General features: G+C 68.0%; 19 protein-coding genes, 1 tRNA gene and 1 other RNA gene. 9 read left to right on the top strand and 12 right to left on the bottom strand.

The annotated features are described in order from the left end of the window. Window positions 1-16 precede the first annotated feature (16 nt). Together AC3ANJ_RS10190 and AC3ANJ_RS10185 are read right to left on the bottom strand one after the other, a co-directional pair. A complete protein-coding gene (locus AC3ANJ_RS10190) occupies window positions 17-316 on the bottom strand; it encodes a hypothetical protein (protein ID WP_488316212.1) in 300 nt (99 codons plus the stop codon). Next, window positions 316-2,313, bottom strand: coding sequence for a DUF262 domain-containing protein (locus AC3ANJ_RS10185; protein ID WP_488316211.1), 1,998 nt, complete (start codon window positions 2,311-2,313; stop codon window positions 316-318). Before AC3ANJ_RS10185 ends, AC3ANJ_RS10190 begins: the two co-directional genes overlap by 1 nt. A gap of 175 nt (window positions 2,314-2,488) precedes the next feature. Here AC3ANJ_RS10185 and AC3ANJ_RS10180 point away from each other — a divergent pair, with 175 nt between their 5' ends. After that, window positions 2,489-3,262 carry a hypothetical protein gene (locus AC3ANJ_RS10180; protein WP_488319263.1) on the top strand — a complete coding sequence of 258 codons (774 nt, stop codon included), beginning with the start codon at window positions 2,489-2,491 and terminating at the stop codon, window positions 3,260-3,262. 149 nt (window positions 3,263-3,411) lie between these two features. Next, on the top strand, window positions 3,412-3,915 hold the full coding sequence (locus AC3ANJ_RS10175; protein ID WP_406250138.1) for a DUF3145 domain-containing protein: 504 nt from the start codon (window positions 3,412-3,414) through the stop codon (window positions 3,913-3,915). A gap of 136 nt (window positions 3,916-4,051) precedes the next feature. Here the strand turns inward: AC3ANJ_RS10175 and AC3ANJ_RS10170 are convergent, their stop codons facing one another. The 8 genes from AC3ANJ_RS10170 to AC3ANJ_RS10135 all read right to left on the bottom strand — a co-directional run bounded on the left by AC3ANJ_RS10170 (window position 4,052) and on the right by AC3ANJ_RS10135 (window position 12,738). After that, the gene (locus AC3ANJ_RS10170; RefSeq protein ID WP_406250140.1) at window positions 4,052-5,287 is read right to left on the bottom strand and encodes a beta-ketoacyl-[acyl-carrier-protein] synthase family protein; all 1,236 of its coding nucleotides are present in this window, start codon (window positions 5,285-5,287) and stop codon (window positions 4,052-4,054) included. A 97-nt stretch (window positions 5,288-5,384) separates the two neighbouring features. Then, entirely contained in the window at window positions 5,385-5,633 is a 249-nt protein-coding gene (locus AC3ANJ_RS10165; RefSeq protein ID WP_017830435.1) for an acyl carrier protein, read from the bottom strand. A 68-nt stretch (window positions 5,634-5,701) separates the two neighbouring features. Then, complete coding sequence (locus AC3ANJ_RS10160; RefSeq protein ID WP_488316210.1) at window positions 5,702-6,703, bottom strand: beta-ketoacyl-ACP synthase III; 1,002 nt, start codon at window positions 6,701-6,703, stop codon at window positions 5,702-5,704. Then, window positions 6,700-7,620: an ACP S-malonyltransferase gene (locus tag AC3ANJ_RS10155; protein ID WP_488316209.1), complete on the bottom strand. Its 921-nt coding sequence runs from the start codon at window positions 7,618-7,620 to the stop codon at window positions 6,700-6,702. The genes AC3ANJ_RS10160 and AC3ANJ_RS10155 overlap by 4 nt, the downstream gene beginning before the upstream one ends. Window positions 7,621-7,705: 85 nt before the next feature. After that, complete coding sequence (locus AC3ANJ_RS10150; RefSeq protein WP_406250528.1) at window positions 7,706-8,899, bottom strand: PucR family transcriptional regulator; 1,194 nt, start codon at window positions 8,897-8,899, stop codon at window positions 7,706-7,708. A 31-nt stretch (window positions 8,900-8,930) separates the two neighbouring features. Continuing rightward, window positions 8,931-11,657, bottom strand: coding sequence for a pyruvate dehydrogenase (acetyl-transferring), homodimeric type (gene aceE, locus AC3ANJ_RS10145; RefSeq protein ID WP_488316208.1), 2,727 nt, complete (start codon window positions 11,655-11,657; stop codon window positions 8,931-8,933). 140 nt (window positions 11,658-11,797) lie between these two features. Next, window positions 11,798-11,873: transfer RNA gene (locus tag AC3ANJ_RS10140), tRNA-Val, on the bottom strand. Window positions 11,874-11,898: 25 nt separating this feature from the next. Continuing rightward, on the bottom strand, window positions 11,899-12,738 hold the full coding sequence (locus tag AC3ANJ_RS10135; RefSeq protein ID WP_488316207.1) for an aldo/keto reductase: 840 nt from the start codon (window positions 12,736-12,738) through the stop codon (window positions 11,899-11,901). 52 nt (window positions 12,739-12,790) lie between these two features. Here AC3ANJ_RS10135 and AC3ANJ_RS10130 point away from each other — a divergent pair, with 52 nt between their 5' ends. The 4 genes from AC3ANJ_RS10130 to rnpB all read left to right on the top strand — a co-directional run bounded on the left by AC3ANJ_RS10130 (window position 12,791) and on the right by rnpB (window position 16,019). Beyond that, window positions 12,791-13,162: a YchJ family protein gene (locus AC3ANJ_RS10130; RefSeq protein ID WP_488316206.1), complete on the top strand. Its 372-nt coding sequence runs from the start codon at window positions 12,791-12,793 to the stop codon at window positions 13,160-13,162. A gap of 43 nt (window positions 13,163-13,205) precedes the next feature. Beyond that, window positions 13,206-13,937, top strand: coding sequence for a zinc ribbon domain-containing protein (locus AC3ANJ_RS10125; protein ID WP_488316205.1), 732 nt, complete (start codon window positions 13,206-13,208; stop codon window positions 13,935-13,937). A 21-nt stretch (window positions 13,938-13,958) separates the two neighbouring features. Then, complete coding sequence (locus AC3ANJ_RS10120; protein ID WP_488316204.1) at window positions 13,959-15,644, top strand: bifunctional 3'-5' exonuclease/DNA polymerase; 1,686 nt, start codon at window positions 13,959-13,961, stop codon at window positions 15,642-15,644. 14 nt (window positions 15,645-15,658) lie between these two features. Continuing rightward, window positions 15,659-16,019, top strand: an RNA gene (gene rnpB, locus AC3ANJ_RS10115) — RNase P RNA component class A. A gap of 103 nt (window positions 16,020-16,122) precedes the next feature. Here rnpB and AC3ANJ_RS10110 read toward each other — a convergent pair. Together AC3ANJ_RS10110 and ppgK are read right to left on the bottom strand one after the other, a co-directional pair. Further along, the gene (locus AC3ANJ_RS10110; protein ID WP_488316203.1) at window positions 16,123-16,755 is read right to left on the bottom strand and encodes a LysE family translocator; all 633 of its coding nucleotides are present in this window, start codon (window positions 16,753-16,755) and stop codon (window positions 16,123-16,125) included. A gap of 114 nt (window positions 16,756-16,869) precedes the next feature. Then, entirely contained in the window at window positions 16,870-17,616 is a 747-nt protein-coding gene (ppgK, locus tag AC3ANJ_RS10105) for a polyphosphate--glucose phosphotransferase (RefSeq protein WP_406250150.1), read from the bottom strand. Window positions 17,617-17,684: 68 nt separating this feature from the next. Here ppgK and AC3ANJ_RS10100 point away from each other — a divergent pair, with 68 nt between their 5' ends. From AC3ANJ_RS10100 to AC3ANJ_RS10090, 3 genes are read left to right on the top strand one after another with little or no spacing between them, the layout of a single operon-like run. Next, window positions 17,685-17,879, top strand: coding sequence for an SPOR domain-containing protein (locus AC3ANJ_RS10100; protein ID WP_406250151.1), 195 nt, complete (start codon window positions 17,685-17,687; stop codon window positions 17,877-17,879). 8 nt (window positions 17,880-17,887) lie between these two features. Continuing rightward, window positions 17,888-19,225: a glutamine synthetase family protein gene (locus AC3ANJ_RS10095; protein ID WP_406250530.1), complete on the top strand. Its 1,338-nt coding sequence runs from the start codon at window positions 17,888-17,890 to the stop codon at window positions 19,223-19,225. A gap of 6 nt (window positions 19,226-19,231) precedes the next feature. After that, the gene (locus AC3ANJ_RS10090; protein ID WP_488316202.1) at window positions 19,232-22,210 is read left to right on the top strand and encodes a bifunctional [glutamine synthetase] adenylyltransferase/[glutamine synthetase]-adenylyl-L-tyrosine phosphorylase; all 2,979 of its coding nucleotides are present in this window, start codon (window positions 19,232-19,234) and stop codon (window positions 22,208-22,210) included. Window positions 22,211-22,236: the final 26 nt, after the last annotated feature.

Below are 22,236 nucleotides of genomic sequence, written 5' to 3'. Positions count from 1 at the left end.
TGTGCAGTCGTTCCGGTTACAGCGGACGCGCGGTGATCGATTCGTCGCCGAGGTCCTCGCGCGCGGTGCGCAGGCACTTCGTGCACAGCAACTCCACCGTGCGCGGATGGTTCTCGCCGCAGGTGCAGTCGATCGTCACCCGCCACTTCGCCCGGCGACCGCACGCGGCGTACGCCTCGTCGTCGCCGTGGTCGCATTCGCATTCGCGCGCTGACCGATCGTCCCAGCCGAGCGCGATGCCGGCGAACTCCTGCTCGAACGGGTCGGTGGATTCCCGTGCCGGTGCGGCGGGGCGAATCGGATTCTTCTGCCGCATCACATCACATCGCCGATGTAGGAGTACTTGACGAACACCTCGGACGCGATGCCGGACTCCTCGAGCACACCCTGGACGGCGCTCATCATGTAGTTCGAGTCCCAGCCCATGTAGAGGAAGTGGGAGTCGTGCAACTCATCCCACTGGCCTTTCCAGGCCATCTCGTCGTAGATCGGCCCGCCGCGACGTGCGCTGTAGGCGAGCGCGGCTGAGCGGTCATCGGTCCACGCCCGCCGGAACACCCGGTTGAAGAGATACTTCACATCGCGCACATCCCAGTGCTCGCCCCGATACTCGACGTACGAGAATTCGCGGTCCCATCCCGCCGGCCACCCGCGCCGACGGACCGCGTCCAGGATCGGTGTCAGCCCGTCGTCGTCGATCTCCGGAAGCTCGGGGCGCGCCCAGATCCGCACGAGATCGGCGGTCAGCCGCACGGTTCGCCGGGTGATCGCGGCGGTTCCCCAGCTCTCCAGACCTGCCAGATCGCGGGTGGCGGCGACCTCGCTGCGCGCGTAGGCGTCGTGCTGCTTCTCGGGGAAGGATGCTCCGAACACCCTCTCGGCGAGCGACTGCTCCAGCAGCGTCAGGTTGCCGAGCGTCGGCGCGAGCGCGCGATGACTGTTCTGCTCGTCCTCCGTCAGGTCGTTCCAGGTGCGGTCTCCGTCGCCAGACCAGGTGTCTCCGGGCGCCGTCGGAACGATGTGCTCGAGATCGAAGTTCGCAGCATCCTCGACGTCCTCGAGCCGGCCGAGGACGTACGCGGCGTGGGGGAGCTCACCGTACTTGAGCACGGCGCTGACGCGCTCGTCCGACGGGGTGATGCGTGCGAACGCGCGCATCAGCGAATCGCGACCGGAGGTCCGTGCCCTGCATAGCCGGGCGATGAGCCGGTCGGTCGGCAGATTCACGATCGCACGGCGCAGGTACATCGCCTGCACCCACTCCAGCGTCTCGATGAGTTCGTGACGCTCGATCAGCCCTCGCGCATGGTCGCTGTACGCGCTCATCACCAGTGGGTAGGCGGCGCGACCGAACGTGTTCACGAACTGCAGCTGCTGCCGGATTCCGGCATCCTGCTCCTGCGCGGGATCCAACAGGCTGCCGTAGATCTCGGCGAAGTGACGCCACGCCTCGGCATCCGCCTCGAGGTGCGCGACGTCCACGCGGGGGAAGGAACGCCGGAACGCGCTGTACACGCCGTGCTCACCGTTTGCGGCGACCTCTCGACCGGTGCGCATGACGAGGTAATGACGCCAGAATGCGCCGATGGTCTCGCCGGTGTGCCGCTCGATCGGAAGCCAGAAGCGCTCTTCGACGTCCAACTGCTCGGCGTGCGTGAGCCCCATCAGGATGTAATTGTGGATCAGCTCGTGGTCGCGCAGGGGTTCACCGGTGGAGTTCAGGCTCTCGAAGATCTGCTGCGCGTTGGCCTGCGGTCCGAGGGTGATCGAGACGTGTTCCAGCTTCTTCAGTCCTCGCCAGATGCGCGGCGCCTCGTCCGCGTGCACCTGGCTGCGGAAGAAGGCGTAGTTGTCATCGAACCGGGATTCGCGGTCCGCATCGTCCCGGCGGTCCAGCACGACCGTCTCGTACAGCTCCGCCCAGGCATGATGCGGTCGCAGTTTCGTCCGGCTGGCATCGTCGGCGCGGACGAGCACGCGCTCGAGTTCCGCGGCCATGGTCTCGTCGTGACCGCGCACGGCGTGGTGGAGGGCCGCGATCAGCAGCATCAGCGTCGTGATGCGCTGCTGACCGTCGATCAGGATCAGATCGGTGTCCGAGGCATCCTGAGCCGACAGGATCGAGCCGATGAAATGCCGATGCGCATCGTCTTCGCCGGCGACCGCTCTGACGTCCGACAGCAGTCGCTCGCACGCACCGATGTCCCAGCGGTACTGGCGCTGGTAGACCGGCACGACGATCGTCGTGCCGGGGGCGGCGAGCCATTCGATCGTGTTTACTGCGGTCGCTTCGACATTGGTGGCCATTGCCATGACTGAGTGATGCCTCCGGAGAAAGCGGGAGTCCGAGACCCGCCTGATCGAGTCTAGCCCGGGCGGATTTTGCACGGTCGCGCTCCGTGGTCGGCGCAGGCGTCGCTGTTAGGCTTGCCTTATCAGGGCCTGTTAAAACGTGCTGGCCCCCGATGAAAGGAACATGACTCAGATCATGGGATACATCAAGTCCGAAGCCCTCGAAGAGACCGGCTTCGTCGTGCTCGACAGTTACAACCAGGCTCTCGACCCCAAGGAATGGCTCGACATCGAGTACGTCGACTGGAAGTCCTCCGGCGACACGCGCTTCGCGCCGCTCGCGAGCGCCAAGGGCGAGATCGAGTGCAACGGCTTCTGGAACCACAAGCCGCCGCGCACCGACAAGGACGGCGTCTGGATCGACGCGCAGACCGCCAAGGCCCCGAACCTCACGCGCCGCGCGCAGGAGCCGGGAGCCAACGTGGGTCGCTGCCGCGTCATCGAGCTGCAGCCGAACACCTACGGCGAGTGCCTCTACAACCTTCACCAGGATGACAACAACCGCCTGAACCCTGACGGCACCGGCTGGGTGGTGCGCGGATTCTTCAACCTCACGGACGACAAGGACAGCTTCTTCGTCCTGCGCGAGAACCGCACCGATCCCGCCGGCGAGGTGCGCATCGCGCTGCCGGCCGGCGCTCAGCTCATCATCGACACCCAGCGGCTCTGGCACGCCGCCACGCACGTCGGGACGGAGCCGCGGTACAACCTGATCACCTCGTGGACCTCCGGCCCCGAGCTCGACGCCTACATCGAGAAGTACAACGGCACGAGCGAGCACACCCAGTTCGAGGTCGCTCAGGACGTGCTCGAGGCCGGATACGCCGAGCAGGCCCGCAAGGATGCCGCGCGTGCCGCCTACTACGCGGCAAAGGGCCAGCAGGTCAAGCAGGCGATGAGCGAGGCCTGAGTCTCTCCTCATCTCACGCGAAGGCGGGAATCACATGCTTGTGATTTCCGCCTTCGTGTATGAGAATGGGCGCATAACCGCATATTCTCGCCACTTCTTCGTGGGGTTCAGGTCGTTGGGGAAGACGCACCTGATGAAACGGAGAGATCATGGCGACGGCTTACGCACGCGGAGTGGTTTACATCCACTCCGCACCTCGCGCGCTCTGCCCGCACCTCGAATGGGCGGTGGGACGCGCTATCGGTCGTGCAGTGAACTTCGACTGGGTCGAGCAGCCCGTCCTTGAAGGATCCCGCCGTGCCGAGTTCTACTGGGACGGTCCGGTCGGTACCGGTGCCGCTCTCGCCACTGCGATCCGCGGGTGGGAGCATCTGCGCTTCGAGGTCACCGAGGACCCGACACCGCGCAGCGATGGCGGTCGCTGGCTGCACACGCCGGACCTCGGCATCCACTACGCGCAGACGGACGCCGCGGGCAACATCGTCATCGGCGAGGATCGGATCCGCTACGCGATGGAGATCGCTGCCGGAAACGCCATCGAGCTGCAGCGCGAACTGGATGTCGCACTCGGCTCCGCATGGGACGAGGAGCTCGAACCGTTCCGCCACGCGAGCGATGACGCGCGCGTCGTCTGGCTGCACAAGGTCGGCTGACGCCGGCACAGGGACCCGGGGTGCCTGGAGGCGTCGGTATCGGAATTTGGTGAGTGATCCCGGAGGCTGAGAACGCGAATCCCGCCCCGTACGATGAAGGCCCCGCCCCACAGGGCGGGGCCGACGTCTGGGCGGATCAGCCCTCGTAGTCCGCGAACGCGGCGACCGCGTTGTGACCGCCGAAGCCGAACGAGTTGCTGATCGCGAGCTGAGGGCCATCGCCGAGTGGCTGCGGATCGCCGGAGACGAGAAGCGGGATCTCCGGATCCTGCGTCGTCAGGTTGATCGTGGGAGGCGCGACGCGGTTCTGGATCGCGAGCACGGTGAAGATCGCCTCCAGTGCGCCTGTGCCGCCGAGGAGGTGACCGGTGGATGCCTTCGTCGCCGAGACGGGCACCTCGTGCACGCGGTCGCCGATGACGTTCTTCAGGGCGGTGTACTCGTTCGGGTCGCCGACGGGGGTCGAGGTGGCGTGCGCGTTGACGTGCGTGATCTCATCCGGCGTGCGGCCGGCGGCCTCGAGGGCGAGCTTCACCGCTCTGGTCGCACCCTCCGGGGCGTTCGCGGTGATGTGGTAGGCGTCGGCGGTGACGCCGCCGCCGACGAGTTCGGCGTAGATCTTCGCGCCGCGGGCCTTGGCGTGCTCCTCGGTCTCGAGGATCAGCACGGCGGCGCCCTCGCCCATGACGAAGCCGTCCCGGTCGACGGAATAGGGGCGCGAGGCCGAGGCCGGGTCGTCGTTGCGACGCGAGAGCGCCTGCATCGATGCGAACGAGGCGATCGTGATGGGGTGGATCGCCGATTCGGTGCCGCCGGCGATCACGACATCCGCGAGTCCTGCCTGCAGGTGCTCGTAGGCGTTCACGAGCGATTCGGTGCTGGAGGCGCACGCGGAGGCGACGGTGCGCGCGAACGCGCGTGCGGTGAAGTGCAGCGAGAGATTGCCTGCCGCCGAGTTTGGCATGAGCATCGGGACCGTCATCGGCATGACACGACGGGGGCCCTTCTCCCGCAGAGTGTCCCAGGCGTCCAGCAGCGTCCACACGCCGCCGATGCCGGTGGCGAAATCGACGCCGAGGCGCTCCGGGTCGACATCCGGGGCTCCGGCGTCCTCCCACGCCTCCATGGCGGCGATGAGAGCGAACTGCGACGAGGGGTCGAGGCGCTTCGCAACGGGGCGTGCGAGCACTTCTTCCGGGCGCACGATCGCTTCGGCGGCGAACGTGACCGGGAGTTCGAGCTCAGCGACCCATTCGTGCTCGAGGGTGCGTCCTCCGGACATGCCGGCGAGCAGATTGGTCCAGTTCTCCGGAGCCGTGCCGCCGATCGCGGACGTGGCGCCGATGCCGGTGACGACGATGCGCTTGGTCATGGGGTGTGGTTCCTTCGAGCGGGGAATCGAGCAGGTGTTGCGGCGCAAGCCGGAGGATGCCACGCCCGCTGACCGCGGGAGTGGCATCCGTCAGGTCTTACTCCTGGCCGGCGACGATGAAGCTGACCGCGTCACCGACGGTCTTGAGGTTCTTGACCTCGTCGTCGGGAATGGTCACGCCGAACTTCTCCTCGGCGTTGACGACGATCGTCATCATCGAGATCGAGTCGATGTCGAGGTCGTCGGTGAAGGACTTCTCGAGCGCGACCTCGGAGGCGTTGATGCCCGTCTCGTCGGTGATGAGCTCGGCGAGGCCGGCGAGGACCTCATCGTTGGTGAAAGCCATGTGGTCTTCCTCTTTCTAGCGGGTTGTTATCGGAACCGTGGAACAGTCTAGAGAACCACGGGCACGGATCAGGGGAGGACGACGACCTGCGCCGCGAAGACGAGGCCGGCGCCGAAGCCGATCTGCAGCGCGAGCCCGCCGGACAGTTCGGGATGCTCGGCCATCAGGCGGTGGCTCGCGAGGGGGATCGATGCGGCCGAGGTGTTGCCCGTGGTCTCGATATCGCGTGCGATCACGGTGGTCTCCGGCAGCTTCAACTGCTTCGCGAACTCGTCGATGATGCGCATGTTCGCCTGGTGCGGGATGAACGCGGCGAGGTCCGCCGCCTCGATACCGGCGACATCGAGCGCCTCGCGTGCGACCTTGGCCATCTCCCAGACCGCCCAGCGGAACACGGTCGGACCCTCCTGACGCAGCGTAGGCCAGGGGGCGACGCCGTCGCGGAACTCCGTCAGCGTGTGGTTCATGCCGACAGCGTCGGCCTTGGATCCGTCGGAACCCCACACGGCCGGTGAGATGCCCGGCGTCTCGCTGGGGCCGATGAGCGCCGCTCCAGCGCCGTCGCCGAGCAGGAACGAGATGCTGCGATCCGTGGGATCGACGACGTCGGAGAGCTTCTCGGTGCCGATGACGAGCGCATAGCGCGCAGCGCCCGCGCGGATGAGGGCGTCGGCCTGCGCGACTGCGTACGCGTATCCGGCGCATGCCGCGTTGATGTCATAGGCCGCAGCCGGGTTCGCGCCGACGCGGTCGGCCACGATGGCCGACACGGACGGAGACTGCTTCGGGTTGCTGATGGTGGCGACGATCACCAGGTCGACGTCGGCGGGGTCGACGCCGCTGCGTTCGATCGCCTCTGCGGCCGCATCCGTGGCGAGGTCGATCGCATCGGTCTCGGCGACGGCGCGGGCACGGGTGATGATCCCGGTGCGCTGGCGGATCCACTCGTCGCTCGAGTTGATCGGCTCGATGATGTCCTCATTGGGGACGGCGTTCTCGCCCCGGGCCGCACCGAAGGCGTAGATGCGGGTGTAGGCGGGGCCTGTCACCTGCTGCAGAGTGGCGGTCATGCGGCTGCTCCGTTCAGCAGCTCTACCGCTGCGTCGAGATCTTCGGGGGTCTTCACTGCCACGGTCGGCACGCCGCGGAGGCCGCGCTTGGCGAGTCCTGTGAGCGCGCCGGCCGGCGCGAGTTCGATGAGTCCGGCGATGCCGTTCTCGACGAACGAGTTCATGCACAGATCCCAGCGCACCGGTGAGGCGACCTGGCCGACCAGCAGCTCGAGGGCGCGTGCGCCGTCCGTCACGACGGATCCGTCGCGGTTGGTCCACAGTTTCAGAGCCGGATCGGATGCCTGGACAGCCGACACGGCGTCTTGGAGCGTCTCGACGGCCGACTGCATGTACGGCGTGTGGAATGCTCCGGCCACCTGCAGCGGGATCACGCGCGTGCCCCGCAGAGGCTCCTCGGCGAGGGCAGCGAGGGCAGGGAGGGAGCCGGCGACGACGATCTGGCCGCCGCCGTTGTAGTTGGCCGGGGCGAGGTCGAGTTCTGCCAGGCGGGCGAGCAGCGCTTCCTCGTCACCGCCGAGCACGGCGCTCATGCCGGTCGGCTCCTGCGCTGCCGCGTCCGCCATCGCCCGTCCTCGGATGCCGACCAGGCGCATGCCGGTTTCGGCATCGATCACGTCGCTGCCGACGAGGGCGGCGATCTCACCCACGGAGTGCCCGGCGATTCCGTCGGCACGACGGCCGGCTCGCGTCGCGAGCTCCTGTCCGGCGATGAGGGATGCCGCGACGATCAGCGGCTGGGCGACGCGGGTGTCGCGGATGGTCTCGGCATCCGATTCGGTCCCGTGCCGGACGAGATCGACCTGCGCCGCGTCGGAGTACGCCGCGAGACGTTCGGCCACGCCGTCCAGTTCGAGCCAAGGGGAGAGGAAGCCGGGGGTCTGAGAGCCCTGTCCGGGGCAGGCGACGACGATCACCAGTCCAGTCTGCCAACGATCCGCCGGACATAGTGGGGGATCTCTCACAAGATTGCGAAGATCCCTTGTGTGTGGCGTACAGGGCTCAGCGCGGACGACGGGGGTTCGTACGTCGTCTGGCTGGTTCGATCGTGCCGATCGAGCCGAGGATGAGCGCCGTCTGCAGGATGAGCGCCTCGCGCGGGCCGGTGGCATCCCAGCCGATGACTTCGCTCACGCGCTTCAGGCGATAGCGCACCGTGTTCGGGTGCACGAACAGCTCGCGGGCGGTCGCCTCGAGCGAGCGTCCGTTGTCGAGATAGCTCCACAGCGTCGTGACGAGGTCGGTGGAGTGCGCCTGCAGCGGACGATGGATGCGCTCGATGAGGGTCTGCTTCGCGAGCGGATCGCCGGCGAGAGCGCGCTCTGGCAGGAGGTCGTCGGCTTCCACGGGGCGTGGAGCGCCGCGCCATGCTCGTGCGACGGCGAAGCCCGCCAGCGCGGCGCGGGCACTCTGCCCGGCATCCACCAGGGCGGCGACGGCCGGACCGACGACGACGTATCCGGGGCCGAACGACGGCTCAAGGCGCGTCGCGATCTCGTCGAAGGCGAGTTCGTCGTCTTCGCCTTCGTGACCGGCGTCGTGCGCTCGACCGACGACGAGCACCAGACGCGATCCCTGGACGCCGACGAGCACATCGACGGCGAGCTTGCGCGCGGTGCGACGGACCTGATCGATGTCGAACTGCGCGGGTGTCGTGCCCACGATCACGCAGACTTCGCCATGACCGTGCCAGCCCAGGGCTGCGATGCGGCTCGGCAGCTCCTCATCGGCTTCGCCGGTGAGGATCGAGTCCACCACCAGGGCCTCGAGGCGGGCATCCCACAGTCCTCGGGCTTCAGCGGCACGGGCGTACACGTCCGCGGCCGCGAAGGCGACGTCGCGCGAGTAGAGCAGGATCGCTTCGCGGAGATGCTCGCCCTTGCCCGCGACACGCTCCTCGGTGACCTCGACGGTGACGCGGATGAGCTGCAGGGTCTGCTGCAGGCTCACGCTGCGCAGGAGCTCGCGCGGGGCCGCGGCGAAGATGTCGGCCGCGATCCACGGCGTCGACGTCGGGTCGTCGTACCACTGGATGAACGACGTGATGCCGGCCTGAGCCACCAGCCCGACCGCAGAGCGGCGGGCCGGCGGCATGTCGGCGTACCAGGGGAGGGTGTCCTCCAGGCGCTTGATCGTCACCGTGGCGATGTCGCCGGAGATCCGGCGCAGCCACGCGAGCGTCGCTGCCTTGTCCATCGAGGCGGGGGACGAGCCTGTCACCTCCGACTCAGCTCTCGCCGCCGGCGTTCCCGCTCGAGCCGGCGTTGACGTTGTGCAGGTCGTACTTCTCGATCGCCTGGGCGATCACCGACCGGTCGAGTCGACCCTGATCGGCCAGGCCCTGCAGGGCGCGGACGACCATGGACGGCCCGTCGATCTTGAAGTGGCGACGAGCCGCGGCACGGGTGTCCGCGAAGCCGAAGCCGTCGGCGCCCAGCGTGTAGTAATCGCCGGGCACCCACTTGCGGATCTGGTCCTGCACAGCGTGCATGAAGTCGCTCGTCGCGATGACAGGTCCCTCGGCGGAGGCGAGCTTCTGGGTCAGGTACGCGACCTTCGGCTCCTCCGCGGGGTACAGGAAGTTGTGCTCGTCGGCGGCGATGCCGTCGCGGCGCAGCTCGGTCCAGCTCGTCACCGACCAGACGTCGGCCACGACGCCCCAGTCCTTGGCGAGGAGATCCTGCGCTTCCAGCGCCCACGGCACACCGACGCCGGAGGCCAGCAACTGGACGCGGGGCCCGTCGCCTTCCCCGACCGCGATGCGGTGGATGCCCTTGACGATGCCATCGACATCCACGTCTTCGGGCTGTGCCGGCTGCTTCATCGGCTCGTTGTAGACCGTCAGGTAGTACATGACGTCGGGATCGGGGTGCGAACCGCCGTACATGCGCTCGATGCCGGACTGCACGATCTGTGCGACCTCGTAGCCGAAGGCGGGGTCGTACGACACGGTCGCCGGGTTCGTGGACGCGAGTAGCGGCGAGTGGCCGTCGGCGTGCTGCGTGCCCTCACCGGTGAGTGTCGTGCGGCCGGCGGTGGCGCCGATCACGAAACCGCGTGCCATCTGGTCGGCGGCGGCCCAGAAGGCATCGCCGGTGCGCTGGTAGCCGAACATCGAGTAGAAGATGTAGATCGGGATGAGCGGCTCGCCGTGCGTCGAGTACGACGTTCCTGTGGCCGTGAGGGCGGCAGTCGCACCGGCCTCGTTGATGCCGACGTGCATGATCTGGCCCTGCGGGCTCTCCTTGTAGGCCAGGAGCAGCTCGCGGTCGACCGAGGTGTAGTTCTGACCGTTCGGGTTGTAGATCTTCGCCGTCGGGAAGTACGCGTCCATGCCGAACGTGCGCGCCTCATCAGGGATGATCGGCACGATGCGCTGGCCGAAGCCCTTCACGCGCATCAGATCCTTGAGCATGCGGACGAACGCCATCGTCGTGGCGACCTCCTGGTTGCCCGACCCCTTCTTCAGCAGCGCGTAGTCCTTCTCCTCCGGGAGGGCGAAGTCGACGTGGGTCTTTCGGCGCTCCGGCAGGAATCCGCCCAGGTCGCGGCGGCGGTCCAGCATGTACTGGATCGTCTCGTCCTGCGCACCGGGGTGGTAGTACGGCGGGCGGTACGGGTCGGCCTCGAGCTGAGCATCCGTGATCGGGATCTGCATCGTGTCGCGGAAGAGCTTGAGGTCCTCCAGCGTCATCTTCTTCATCTGGTGGGTCGCATTGCGGCCTTCGAAGTGCGGTCCGAGCCCGTAGCCCTTGACGGTCTTCGCGAGGATGACGGTCGGCTGGCCCTTGTGCTCCATGGCGGCCTTGTACGCCGCGTAGACCTTGCGGTAGTCGTGGCCACCGCGGCGCAGCTTCCAGATGTCGTCGTCGCTGAGGTCCTTCACGAGGGACAGGGCGCGCTCGTCACGGCCGAAGAAGTTCTCCCGGACGTAGGCGCCGTTCTCGGCCTTGTACGTCTGGAAGTCGCCGTCGGGGGTGACGTTCATGAGGTTCAGCAGTGCGCCGTCGGTGTCGCGGGCGAGCAGGTCGTCCCATTCGCGGCCCCAGACGACCTTGATGACGTTCCAGCCGGCGCCGCGGAAGTAGCTCTCCAGCTCCTGCATGATCTTGCCGTTGCCGCGCACAGGACCGTCGAGGCGCTGCAGGTTGCAGTTGATCACGAAGGTGAGGTTGTCCAGGCCCTCGTTGGCGGCGACCTGCAGCTGGCCGCGGGACTCGACCTCGTCCATCTCGCCGTCGCCGAGGAAGGCCCAGACGTGCGAGTCGGCGACATCCTTGATGCCGCGGTTGGCGAGGTACTTGTTCGTCATCGCCTGGTAGATCGCGTTGATCGGACCGAGGCCCATCGACACGGTCGGGAACTGCCAGAACTCCGGCATCATCCGCGGGTGCGGGTAGGACGGCAGGCCGTTCGGCGCTCCGGACTTCTCCTGGCGGAAGGCGTCCAACTGGGACTCGGTGAGTCGCCCCTCGAGGAACGCACGGGCATACATGCCGGGGGAGGCGTGGCCCTGGTAGAAGATCTGGTCGCCGCCCGAGGCGTGGTCCTGCCCGCGGAAGAAGTGGTTGTGGCCGACTTCGTACAGCGATGCCGCGGAGGCGTAGGTCGAGATGTGACCGCCGACGCCGATGCCGGGGCGCTGCGCGCGGTGCACCGTGATGGCCGCGTTCCAGCGGATCCAGTGGCGGTACCGGCGCTCGAGTTCCTCATCGCCGGGGAACTGCGGCTCGTTCTCGGTGGCGATCGTGTTGATGTAGTCGGTGGTGGGGACCATCGGCACACCGAGGTGCAGTTCCTTGGAGCGCTTGAGAAGGCTGAGCATGATTTCGCGCCCGCGGCCGTGGCCCTTGGCGTCGACGAGTTCGTCGAGGGACTGCTGCCATTCGCCGGTCTCTTCCGGATCGCTGTCGAGAGAGCCCTGGGAGTACGGATCCTGATCGTGGACGGTCACGGTGGAGCCTTTCGTCAAGCTGGCAGGTCTTGCCAAGGAAACGGGAAGCGACACGGGGAGCCTTGTCGGCTCTGCACAACGCGCGCCGCCAACAGCCTAGCCCTGTTCCACGACCACGGCGCACACCGGTGACGGAGAGATGGTGGGCCCTGCCGGGATCGAACCGACGACATCCACGGTGTAAACGTGGCGCTCTACCAGCTGAGCTAAAGGCCCTGGTGCTGCCAGTCTAGTGGGACCGTTACGACTCCTCGTGCGTGCGCGGGTCGGCGTCGAAGAGCCGGCCGTCAGCACGCCCCAGTGCCGTGATGGCTTCGATCTCGGCATCCGCGAGCACGATGGATGCCGCGGCCAGATTGCTCTGCTGGTGCTCGGACGAAGAGGCCTTCGGGATCGAGACGACCTCGCGGGCCACATGCCAGGCCAGGACGGTCTGCACCGGCGTGATGCCGTGGGCGGATGAGATCTCCGTGATGATCGATTCGTCGAGCAGTTCCTTGGCGCGCCCGAGCGGGCTCCACGCCTCGGTGATGATGCCGTGCTCACGGTGGTACGCGAGCTGCTCGGTCTGCGGGAAGTAAGGGTGCAGCTCGATCTGGTTCACGACCGGAAGCACGCCGGTCTCGCGTTCGAGGCGCTCGAGATGCTCGGGGAGGAAGTTCGACACGCCGATCTGCCGCACCACGCCGCAGTCCTGGGCCTCGACGAGCGCCGCCCACGCCTGCACGTACTCGTCCTGGCTCGGATTCGGCCAGTGGATGAGATGCAGATCGATCGCGTCGAGCCCGAGTCGATACCGGCTCTCCTCGATGCTCCACGGCGCCTTGTCGGACGAGTGGTGGCGGCCCGGCAGCTTGGACGTCACGATGACGGCAGCGCGGTCCGTCTCGGCATCCGCGACGCCGCGCCCGACGGCGCCCTCGTTCTCGTAGTTGAAGGCGGAATCGACCAGCCGGTATCCGCCGTCGATCGCGGTGGCGACGGAGTCCGCTCCACTCGCCCCTCTCAGGCCGTAGGTGCCGAGCCCGATGGCGGGCAGGGCGAAGCCGTTGTGTGCGGTGAACGTGGGCAGCGAGGTCATCGAGTCTCCTTCGTCGAACGCGTTCGTCCAGCCTAATGAGGACAATGGATCCATGCGCTGTCCTTGCCTTTCGGGCGACATCTTCGAGAACTGCTGCGGTCCGCTGCTGGCGGGTGGCGCCGCGCCGACGGCCGCGCGCCTGATGCGATCGCGCTTCACGGCGTTCGCCCGCGGCGACGCCGCGCATCTGCTGCGCACGTGGCACCCTTCGACGCGCCCGGCTCGGCTGGAACTCGACGACGACATCCGGTGGACGCGCCTGGACATCCTCGAGACCGCGCAGGGCGGCCCCTTCGACCGCGAGGGCGTCGTGCTGTTCGAGGCGTTCTTCCGGGAGGCAGGGGTCGCCGGCTCGATGCGCGAGCGCAGTCGGTTCATTCGGGAAGGACGCGAGTGGCTGTACGTGGACGGTGAGCCCGGCTGACCCCGCCGCGGCGGATGTCGCCGACAGCGACTAGGTTGGGAACGTGAACGCCAGCCCCGAACAGCAGCGCCTCCTTCTCGATGTCGCCGACCTGGATCGCCGTATCCAGAAGGCCGAGCGCGCGCGCACCCAGCCGGCGAACGCCGCCCGCATCAACGAGCTCTCCGCTCTTCGTCAGACGCAGCTGCGTGAGCTCACCGCACTGGCAGGGACGCGAGATGACGCGGTGGCAGAGCTGCGCCGTCTCGAGTCGGATGTCGCCGTGGTCGAGCAGCGCCGTGCCCGCGACGCCGAGCGACTGGCTGTCGTGACGAACCCGAAGGACGCGCAGGCGCTCGAGAGCGAACTGGCCAGTCTCGTCCGTCGCACGAGCGCCCTCGAGGATCAGGAGCTCGAGGTCATGGCACGGGTGGAGGAGGCGGAGGCGGCCGTCGCGGCGCAGCAGACGCTGATCGATGCGACCACCGCTGAGGGCACCGAGCTCACGACGCAGGCGAAGGCCGGAGTCGCGGCCGCCACGACGGAGGGCGAGCATCTCGCCCGCGATCGCGCCGCGATCGTGGCCGGCATCGACGCGGCACTCCTCGCGGACTACACCCGGCGAGCCGCGCGGACGACGGGTGCGGCCCTGCTGCGCGCAGGGACCTGCGAAGGGTGCCGGATGGTGCTGTCCGGCATCGACCTCCTGGCCATGCGGCAGGCACCAGCCGACCAGGTCATGTCGTGCCCAGAGTGCGGCTGCATCCTCGTGCGCACCGAGGAATCCGGGCTGTGACGCCCCTGCGCGCCCGGCACGGTGTCGCGCAGCGCTGAGCGGCGCATCGCGCTCGTCGAGACGGGCGATGCGTACACCGCGGTCGAACTGGATGCCGAGGGCACCGAACTGGAGCGTCGAACGCTCGCGCGTGACGACGCGCACGTGTGGATCGCCTCGGTCGAGGAGACGTCATCGCCTCGGTGGGTGATCCGCAGCGCTCGGGAGGTCTATCCGCGTCTGCTGCATGCGGGTGCGCGACTCGGCCGCACACACGATCTCGTCCTTTGCCATGCGATCCTGCGCGATACCGCGCTGCTCGCGGAGCCTCTCGCCGCCTCGCGCTTGTGGATGCCGACGACGACGGAGGTCGAACAGCCGACCCTGTTCGACGCCCTGATCGCCGAGACCGAGCACGACCCGGTCGACGAGGTCCTGCAGCAGTACCGGGCACAACTGCGTGCCCTGAGTGGCGCCCCTGACGGGCGGCTGGCGCTGCTGTGCGCCGCCGAGTCGGCCGGTGGCCTCGTCGCCGAGGAGATGCGGGCCGGTGGACTGCCCTGGGATGCCGTGACGCACGACCGCATCCTCGTGGACGCTCTCGGTGAGCGGCGCATGGGTGGCGTGCCGGCGAGAATGGCCGAACTCGCGCAGAGCGTGCGCACCGAACTGGGCGACGAGCAGGTGAACCTCGACAGTCAGCAGAAACTGCTGCGTGCCCTGCATCGCGTCGGCGTGCTCGCGGAGTCGACGAGCCGGTGGGAGCTGGCGGAGTTCGATCACCCCGCCGTCGCACCCCTGCTCGCGTACAAGAAGCTCGCGCGGCTGCTCAGCGCCAACGGGTGGACCTGGCTCGCCGACTGGGTGCAGGACGGCAGATTCCGCCCCGTCTACATCCCCGGAGGCGTCGTGACAGGCCGATGGGCGTCCGCGGGCGGGGGAGCACTGCAGCTGCCGCGCATGCTCCGCCCCGCCGTGCGCGCGGATCCGGGATGGAGGCTGATCGTCGCCGACGTGGCGCAGCTGGAACCGCGGATGCTGGCCGCGATGGCACGCGACGAGGCGATGGCACAGGCCGCTCGGGGCAGCGACCTCTACGCCGGCGTGGTGGAATCCGGAGCGGTGGCCACCCGCGAAGAGGCGAAGTACGCCGTACTCGGCGCGATGTACGGCGCCACCACGGGAGACAGCGGGCGCCTCGTGCCCCGGCTGCGCAAGGTCTACCCCAAGGCGATGCGACTCGTGGACGACGCAGCTCGCACAGGGGAGGACGGCGGGGTCGTCTCCACCTGGCTCGGGCGCTCCTCTCCGAAGCCTCCGCCGGCCTGGCTGGCCATGCAGGCGGCGGCGAGCGGCGCTGACGCCACAGCGGCGGTCGTCCGCGAGGCGCAGCGCCGTGCACGCGATCGCGGTCGCTTCACCCGCAACTTCATCGTGCAGGGCACGGCGGCGGAGTGGTCGTTGATCTGGCTGGCAGAGATCCGTCACCGGTTGCGGGCGCTGCCCGCCGCTGCGACGCCCGCCACGGCATCCGGGCCCTTCGCGCGGGCGGCGCATCTGGCCTTCTTCCTGCACGACGAGGTGATCCTGCATGTGCCGGCCGAATCGGCCGAGCAGGCCGCGGATGCCGTCAGGGAAGCCGCCGCCGTCGCGACGGAGCGGCTGTTCGGCTCATTCCCGCTGGATGTCCCCCTGGACCTGCGAGAGGCTGAGACCGCCGAGAAGTAGACTGGTGAGGTGAATGGGCCGGCCGGACGGTCGCGTGGCGGGAGACCGCACCGAGGAACGTCCGGGCTCCACAGGGCAGGGCGGTGGGTAACACCCACCCGGAGTGATCCGCGAGAAAGTGCCACAGAGAGCAGACCGCCGGGCTTCGGCCCGGTAAGGGTGAAAGGGTGGTGTAAGAGACCACCGGGGGCCGTGGTGACACGGCCCGCCAGGTAAACCTCGCCCGGAGCAAGGTCAGACAGAGGATGATGACGCGGCTCGCCGAGTCCTCGGGTAGACCGCTGGAGCGCCACGGCAACGTGTCGCCGAGAGAGATGACCGTCGAAGGGGCGAAGAACCCCCGAACAGAACCCGGCGTACAGGCCGACCCATTCACCTTTTTATGGCTGATCAGGTACTCCCTGGTCAGCCCTTTGCGGCGGGCGTGCGCGCCTGCGCGAGATGAATGTGGTGATGAGCCGTATCCTTCCGGCGGAAGTCAGGCTTTCGAGCCGGTCAGCGCGAGCGTGCCGCCAAGCCCGATCATCATCACCCCGCCAGCGCCGGAGAGCGTGGAGATGCGCCGGGGCGATCTCCCGAACCATGCGCGTGCAGTCCCGGCGGCGAGAGCCCAGATGCTGTCGCAAACCAGGGCGAGGGCTTGGAAGGTGAGTCCGAGGAGGAGGAGTTGTGCCCAGACGGCTCCCGTCGCTGGATTCACGAACTGGGGGAGCACGGCGACGAAGAAGGCGATGGTCTTCGGGTTGGTGGCGCCGACGATGAACCCCTGCCGCAGGAGCGTCCAGGATGACGTTGTCTGGCCGGTGGAGGACTGCGTGGGGGCGCGGCGGTGGCGGATGGCTTGGATGCCGAGCCACACCAGATACGCGGCCCCTGCGATCTTGATGATCGTGAAGGCGACAACCGAAGAGGCGACGATCGCGCCGACGCCGAACGCGACGGCGACCACGGCAGGGACTGTGCCGAGGGCGTTGCCGAGGACGCTCAGGATGCCGGCCCGCCGGCCAAGAGCGATGGACCTTCCGATGACGAAGAGGACGCTCGGACCGGGGACCACGATGATGATCACCGACGCGATCGCGAAGGCCAAGAGGTTCTCCATCGGAATCATGACCATACGCTACTGGAGTTCCCCGGGCCGTGGTTCCTCCAGAGGCGAGAGCGCCGCACGACGTCGAAGGCCTCAGCATCCGGAACCGATGCTGAGGCCTTCGAATATCGGTGACTAGTCGCCGGCGAGCGATGCGGCACCGATGATGCCGGAGTTGTTGCGGTGGATCGCCGGGACGATGGGCGTCTTGAGATCCAGCAGCGGGAGGAAGTCGCTCGCGTTCTTCGAGACGCCGCCGCCGACCACGAACAGGTCGGGGCTGAAGAGGAACTCGATGTGCGAGTAGAACTCCTGCAGACGCTCGGCCCACTGCTCCCACGTGAGGCCTTCGCGCTCGCGCGCCGAGGTCGCCGCCCAGTGCTCGACGGACTCGTAGGAGCCGTAGTTGAGGTGCCCGAGTTCGGTATTCGGCACGAGCACGCCGTTGTACAGGAAAGCCGAGCCGATACCGGTGCCGAGGGTGGTCATCAGGGTGAGACCGATCACGTCCCTCGCCGCACCGTGGCGCGCCTCGGCGACACCGGCCGCGTCGGCGTCGTTCACGAACACGATGTTGCGCTGGAGTCCATCGCGGAAGAACTGCTCCGCGTCGAAGTCGATCCACTCCTTCGACACGTTCGCGGCGGACAGCGTCTTGCCGCGCTTGACGATCGCGGGGAACGCCACGCCGAGCGGGAGGGTGGATTCGTGCACGTCAAGTGTCTTCAGGACGGTCTGCACCGCGTTCAGGACATCCTGCGGCGATGCGCCTTCGGGCGTCGGAACGCGCACCCGATCGGATGCCATGGTGCCGTGCTCGAGGTCGACGATGCCTGCTTTGATGCCTGTGCCGCCGATGTCGACGCCGATCGCTTTTGCCATGAGCAATAGCCTACCCAGGAGCCCGACCGACAGTAGGATCGTGACAGTCGCTTACGAAGGGATCCGCCATGCCGGACAACGATCACAAGTACTGGTTCAACTCGGTGACCGGCGAGGTCGAGTTCGGCATGATCTCGCCCTCGACGGACCGCATCGGTCCCTTCGACACCGCCGAGGAGGCGAAGAACGCACCTGAGGTCGTCAAGCGGCGGGCGGCGGCGTGGGCCGAAGAGGAAGCCGCGGAGAACGGCTGGGACTCCTGAGCATGGGCATGGACAAGCAGCGGGATTTCGTTCTGCGCACGATCGAGGAGCGCGGCGTCAAGTTCGTCCGACTCTGGTTCACGGATGTCATCGGCACGCTGAAGTCGGTCGCGATCGCGCCGGCCGAGGTCGAGGGCGCTTTCGCTGAGGGCATCGGCTTCGACGGGTCGGCGATCGAGGGTCTCACGCGCACCTCGGAGTCCGACCTGCTCGCGCAGCCGGATCCGACCACGTTCCAGACGCTGCCGTGGCGCGGCGAGATCGATCCGACGGCTCGCATGTTCTGCGACCTGACGACACCGGACGGCCAACCGGCCGTCGCCGATCCGCGGCACGTGCTCAAGCGCACGCTGGCCAAGGCCGCGGATGCCGGGTTCACGTTCTATACGCATCCGGAGATCGAGTTCTATCTGCTGAAGTCGTCGACTTTCGGGCCGGAGGGTCCGGTGCCGGTCGACTCCGCCGGTTACTTCGACAACGTGCCCGGCGGGACGGCGCACGACTTCCGTCGCCGGTCGGTGCGGATGCTGGAGGACCTGGGCATCTCGGTCGAGTTCAGCCACCACGAGGGCGGACCAGGACAGAACGAGATCGATCTGCGCTATGCGGACGCGCTCACGATGGCGGACAACGTGATGACGTTCCGCACCGTCATCAAAGAGGTCGCGATCGAGCAGGGCGTGTACGCCACCTTCATGCCGAAGCCCCTGAGCGACCACCCCGGCAGCGGCATGCACACGCACATGTCGCTCTTCGAGGGCGAGCGCAACGCGTTCTACGAGGAGGGCGCGCAGTATCAGCTCTCCAAGACGGGACGGCAGTTCATCGCGGGCCTGCTCAAGCACGCGAACGAGATCGCTGCCGTCACGAACCAGTTCGTGAACTCCTACAAGCGTCTGTGGGGTGGCGACGAGGCCCCGAGCTTCGTGACGTGGGGACACACGAACCGGTCGGCTCTCGTGCGCGTGCCCATGTACAAGCCCAACAAGAGCGGTTCGTCGCGGATCGAGTACCGCGGCATCGACTCGGCGGCCAACCCGTATCTGGCATACGCGCTCATGCTCGCGGCCGGGCTCAAGGGCATCGAAGAGGGCTACGACCTGCCGCCAGAGGCCGAGGACAACGTCTGGGCGCTCAGCGACGCCGAGCGCAGGGCGCTCGGCTACGAGGCGCTGCCGGCGAGCCTGGATCACGCGCTCGAGTACATGGAGGCCTCCGAGCTCGTCGCCGAGACCCTGGGGGAGCAGGTGTTCAACTACGTCCTGCGCAACAAGCGCCGGGAGTGGGAGGCCTACCGCGGCCAGGTGACGCCGTTCGAACTGAAGAGCAACCTCGAGCTGCTCTGACCGCGCATGGCACGGCCGGTCGACTCCGTCTCGCTGTCTGCGCTGGCGCGCCTGGGCTTCACTGAGCTCAGCGCCGCGGCGCAGTCTCTCACCGAACTCGCCGAGCTCACCGGCATCGACCGCGGCGCGCTGCTCGACGGCGCCGGGGCCGGTGCGGATCCGGATGCCGCGGTAGCGGGCATGCTCCGCATCGCCAGACGCGACGGCACGGCCATCAGCGCGCTGCTGCGCGTCGACGAGACCCGTGAGCGGGTGTGGCGGCTGCTGGGTGCGTCGATCGGACTGGGGGACTTCTTCCTCCGGCATCCGGACGCGCTCGATGTGTTGGGGGAGCCGGACGTCGGCGTACCGGATGCGGAGCGACTGCACAGCAGGATGCTGGCAGCCGTCGGCGCGGTCGACGGCTTCGCGGACACCGCCGACGAGGAGGCATGGGTGCGGCTTCGCGTCGCCTACCGTCGTGAGCTCGCTCGGATCGCGATCGCGGATGTGTCGCATCCCCGACCGGCGGATCTGATTCCGGCGGTCAGCGCCGGGCTCGCCGATGCCGCCGGCGCGGCGCTGGAGGCATCGCTCGCCGTCGCGCGCGCCAGGCTGGCGTCGACGACGTCGCGCGATGCCGTGGCGGCGACGCAGCTCGCGATCATCGGGATGGGCAAAGCCGGCGCTCGAGAACTGAACTACGTCAGCGACGTCGACGTCATCTTCGTCGGAGGCACCGCCGACGAGGAGATCGTCGAGGAGAGCCGGGCGATCGACATCTCCACGCGCCTTGCGCGTGAGACGATGCGGGGGCTGACCGGGATCGAGGCGGAGCCGCCACTGTGGGAGGTGGATGCCGCGCTGCGCCCCGAGGGCAAGCAGGGCGCCCTGGTCAGGTCGCTGGCCTCGCACCTGGCGTATTACGACCGGTGGGCGAAGAGCTGGGAGTTCCAGGCGCTGCTGAAGGCCCGCCCGCTCGCCGGTGACCCCGGACTCGGTGCGGCGTACATCGAGGCTGTGCAGCCGAAGATCTGGTCCAGCGCCGCCCGCGAGAACTTCGTGGACAGCGTCCAGCGCATGCGCGAGCGCGTGACGGCGCACATCGACCCCGCGGACGCGGCCTACCAGATCAAGCTCGGCGAAGGAGGGCTGCGTGACATCGAGTTCACGGTGCAGCTCCTCCAGCTCGTGCACGGCCTCACCGATTCCCGCATTCGTACGCGCGGCACGCTGGAGTCCCTTGACGCGCTGGTCGATGGCGGCTACATCGGGCGGGCCGACGCCGGGACGTTCGCTGACGACTACCGGACGCTGCGCCTGCTCGAGCACCGTCTGCAGCTCAGGGAGCTCTCCCGCACCCACCTGATGCCGCGAACCGACGAGGGCAGGCGCGTGCTGGCGCGGGCGACAGGTCTCGCCGATTCCGGCGTTGGCGTGTGGGAACTGTGGGAGCGGGTCCGTCGCGAGGTCCGCGACATCCACACCCGGTTGTTCTATCGGCCGCTGCTCACCGCGGTCGCCTCGCTTCCCGAGGAGGAACGCAGCCTCTCGACCGAGCAGGCGCACGACCGTCTGGCCGCCATCGGATTCCGCGACCCGGCCGGAGCGCTGCGCCACATCGGCGCCCTCACGAACGGCCTGAGCCGCAAGGCGACCATCCAGCGGCATCTCATGCCCGTCATGGTGCGCTGGTTCGCGGACGGCACCGACCCGGATTACGGACTCATCGCTTTCCGGAGGATCAGCGAGCGACTCGGCGACACCCCGTGGTTCCTGCGGATGCTGCGGGACTCCTCAGGCGCGGCCGAGAGCCTCACTCGACTGCTGTCGTCTTCGCGCTACGTCGGCGAACTGATGGAGTGGATTCCGGAATCGGTGGCCTGGCTGGACAGTGCTGACTCGCTGCGGCCGCGTTCCGAGTCAGCCCTCGATGAGGAGGCGCGGGCGATCCAGACACGACATGAGAAGACGGCGGACGCACTGCGTGCCGTACGGAGCCTTCGACGTCGAGAACTGCTGCGCACCGCGATGGGGGCCGTGCTGGACGTCCTCACGATCGAGGAGATCGCGACAGTGCTCACGGGCATCACGGATGCGACGATCCAGGCGGGTCTGCGTGCGGTCAGACGCGAGGTCGTGTCGCCCGAGGACGACAGCCTGGACTTCGCCGTGATCGGGATGGGCCGCTTCGGCGGCGCAGAGCTGGGTTTCGGTTCGGATGCCGACATCCTCTATGTCTACGAGGCGAACGATGTCGAACCGCAGCGTGCGCAGCAGCTCGCGGTCAAGCTCGTCAACGGCCTGCGCGAACACCTGACCGATCAGCGCGTGCCGTTGGATCTCGACGCCGATCTCCGGCCAGAAGGCCGCAACGGGCCCGTTGTGCGCACGCTCGACGCATATGCGGAGTACTACCGGCGCTGGTCCCTGTCGTGGGAGGCGCAGGCGCTCCTGCGCGCCAGGGGCGTCGCGGGCAGCGCGACACTGATCGCGCAGTTCATGCGGCTCGCAGACAGCGTCCGCTACCCGGAGCAGGTGGATCTGCAGGGCCTGCGCGAGATCAAGCGCATCAAGGCCCGCGTCGAGGGGGAGCGCCTGCCGCAGGGCGCTGACCCGCGGAGGCATCTCAAGCTCGGTCCCGGTTCGCTCAGCGACGTCGAGTGGCTCGTCCAGCTGATCCAGTTGCAGCACGCCTCCGAGGTGGTCGGGTTGCGCACGACTTCGACGCTGCGGGCTCTGGATGCCGCGGTCGCGGCCGATCTCGTGCCGGCCGACGGGGCCGATCGCCTCCGGGAGGCATGGCGCCTCGCGAGTCGGCTGCGTTCCGCCATCACCCTGCTCACCGGACAGACCAGCGATGTGCTGCCCTCCGACCGCCGCCAACTGGACGGGATCGGCCGTCTTCTCGGCTATCCCGACCGATCGGCGACCGAGGTCGAGGAGGATTATCTCGGTGTGACTCGTCGTGCACGGCGTGTCTTCGAAGAGCTCTTCTACGGATAATTGCCATATCGCGTGCTTGCACCCAG

Source organism: Microbacterium sp. STRO-1N (assembly GCF_057748015.1).
The sequence above is the reverse complement of the archived record's forward strand: the minus strand, read 5'-3'. Positions and strand labels throughout refer to the sequence as shown.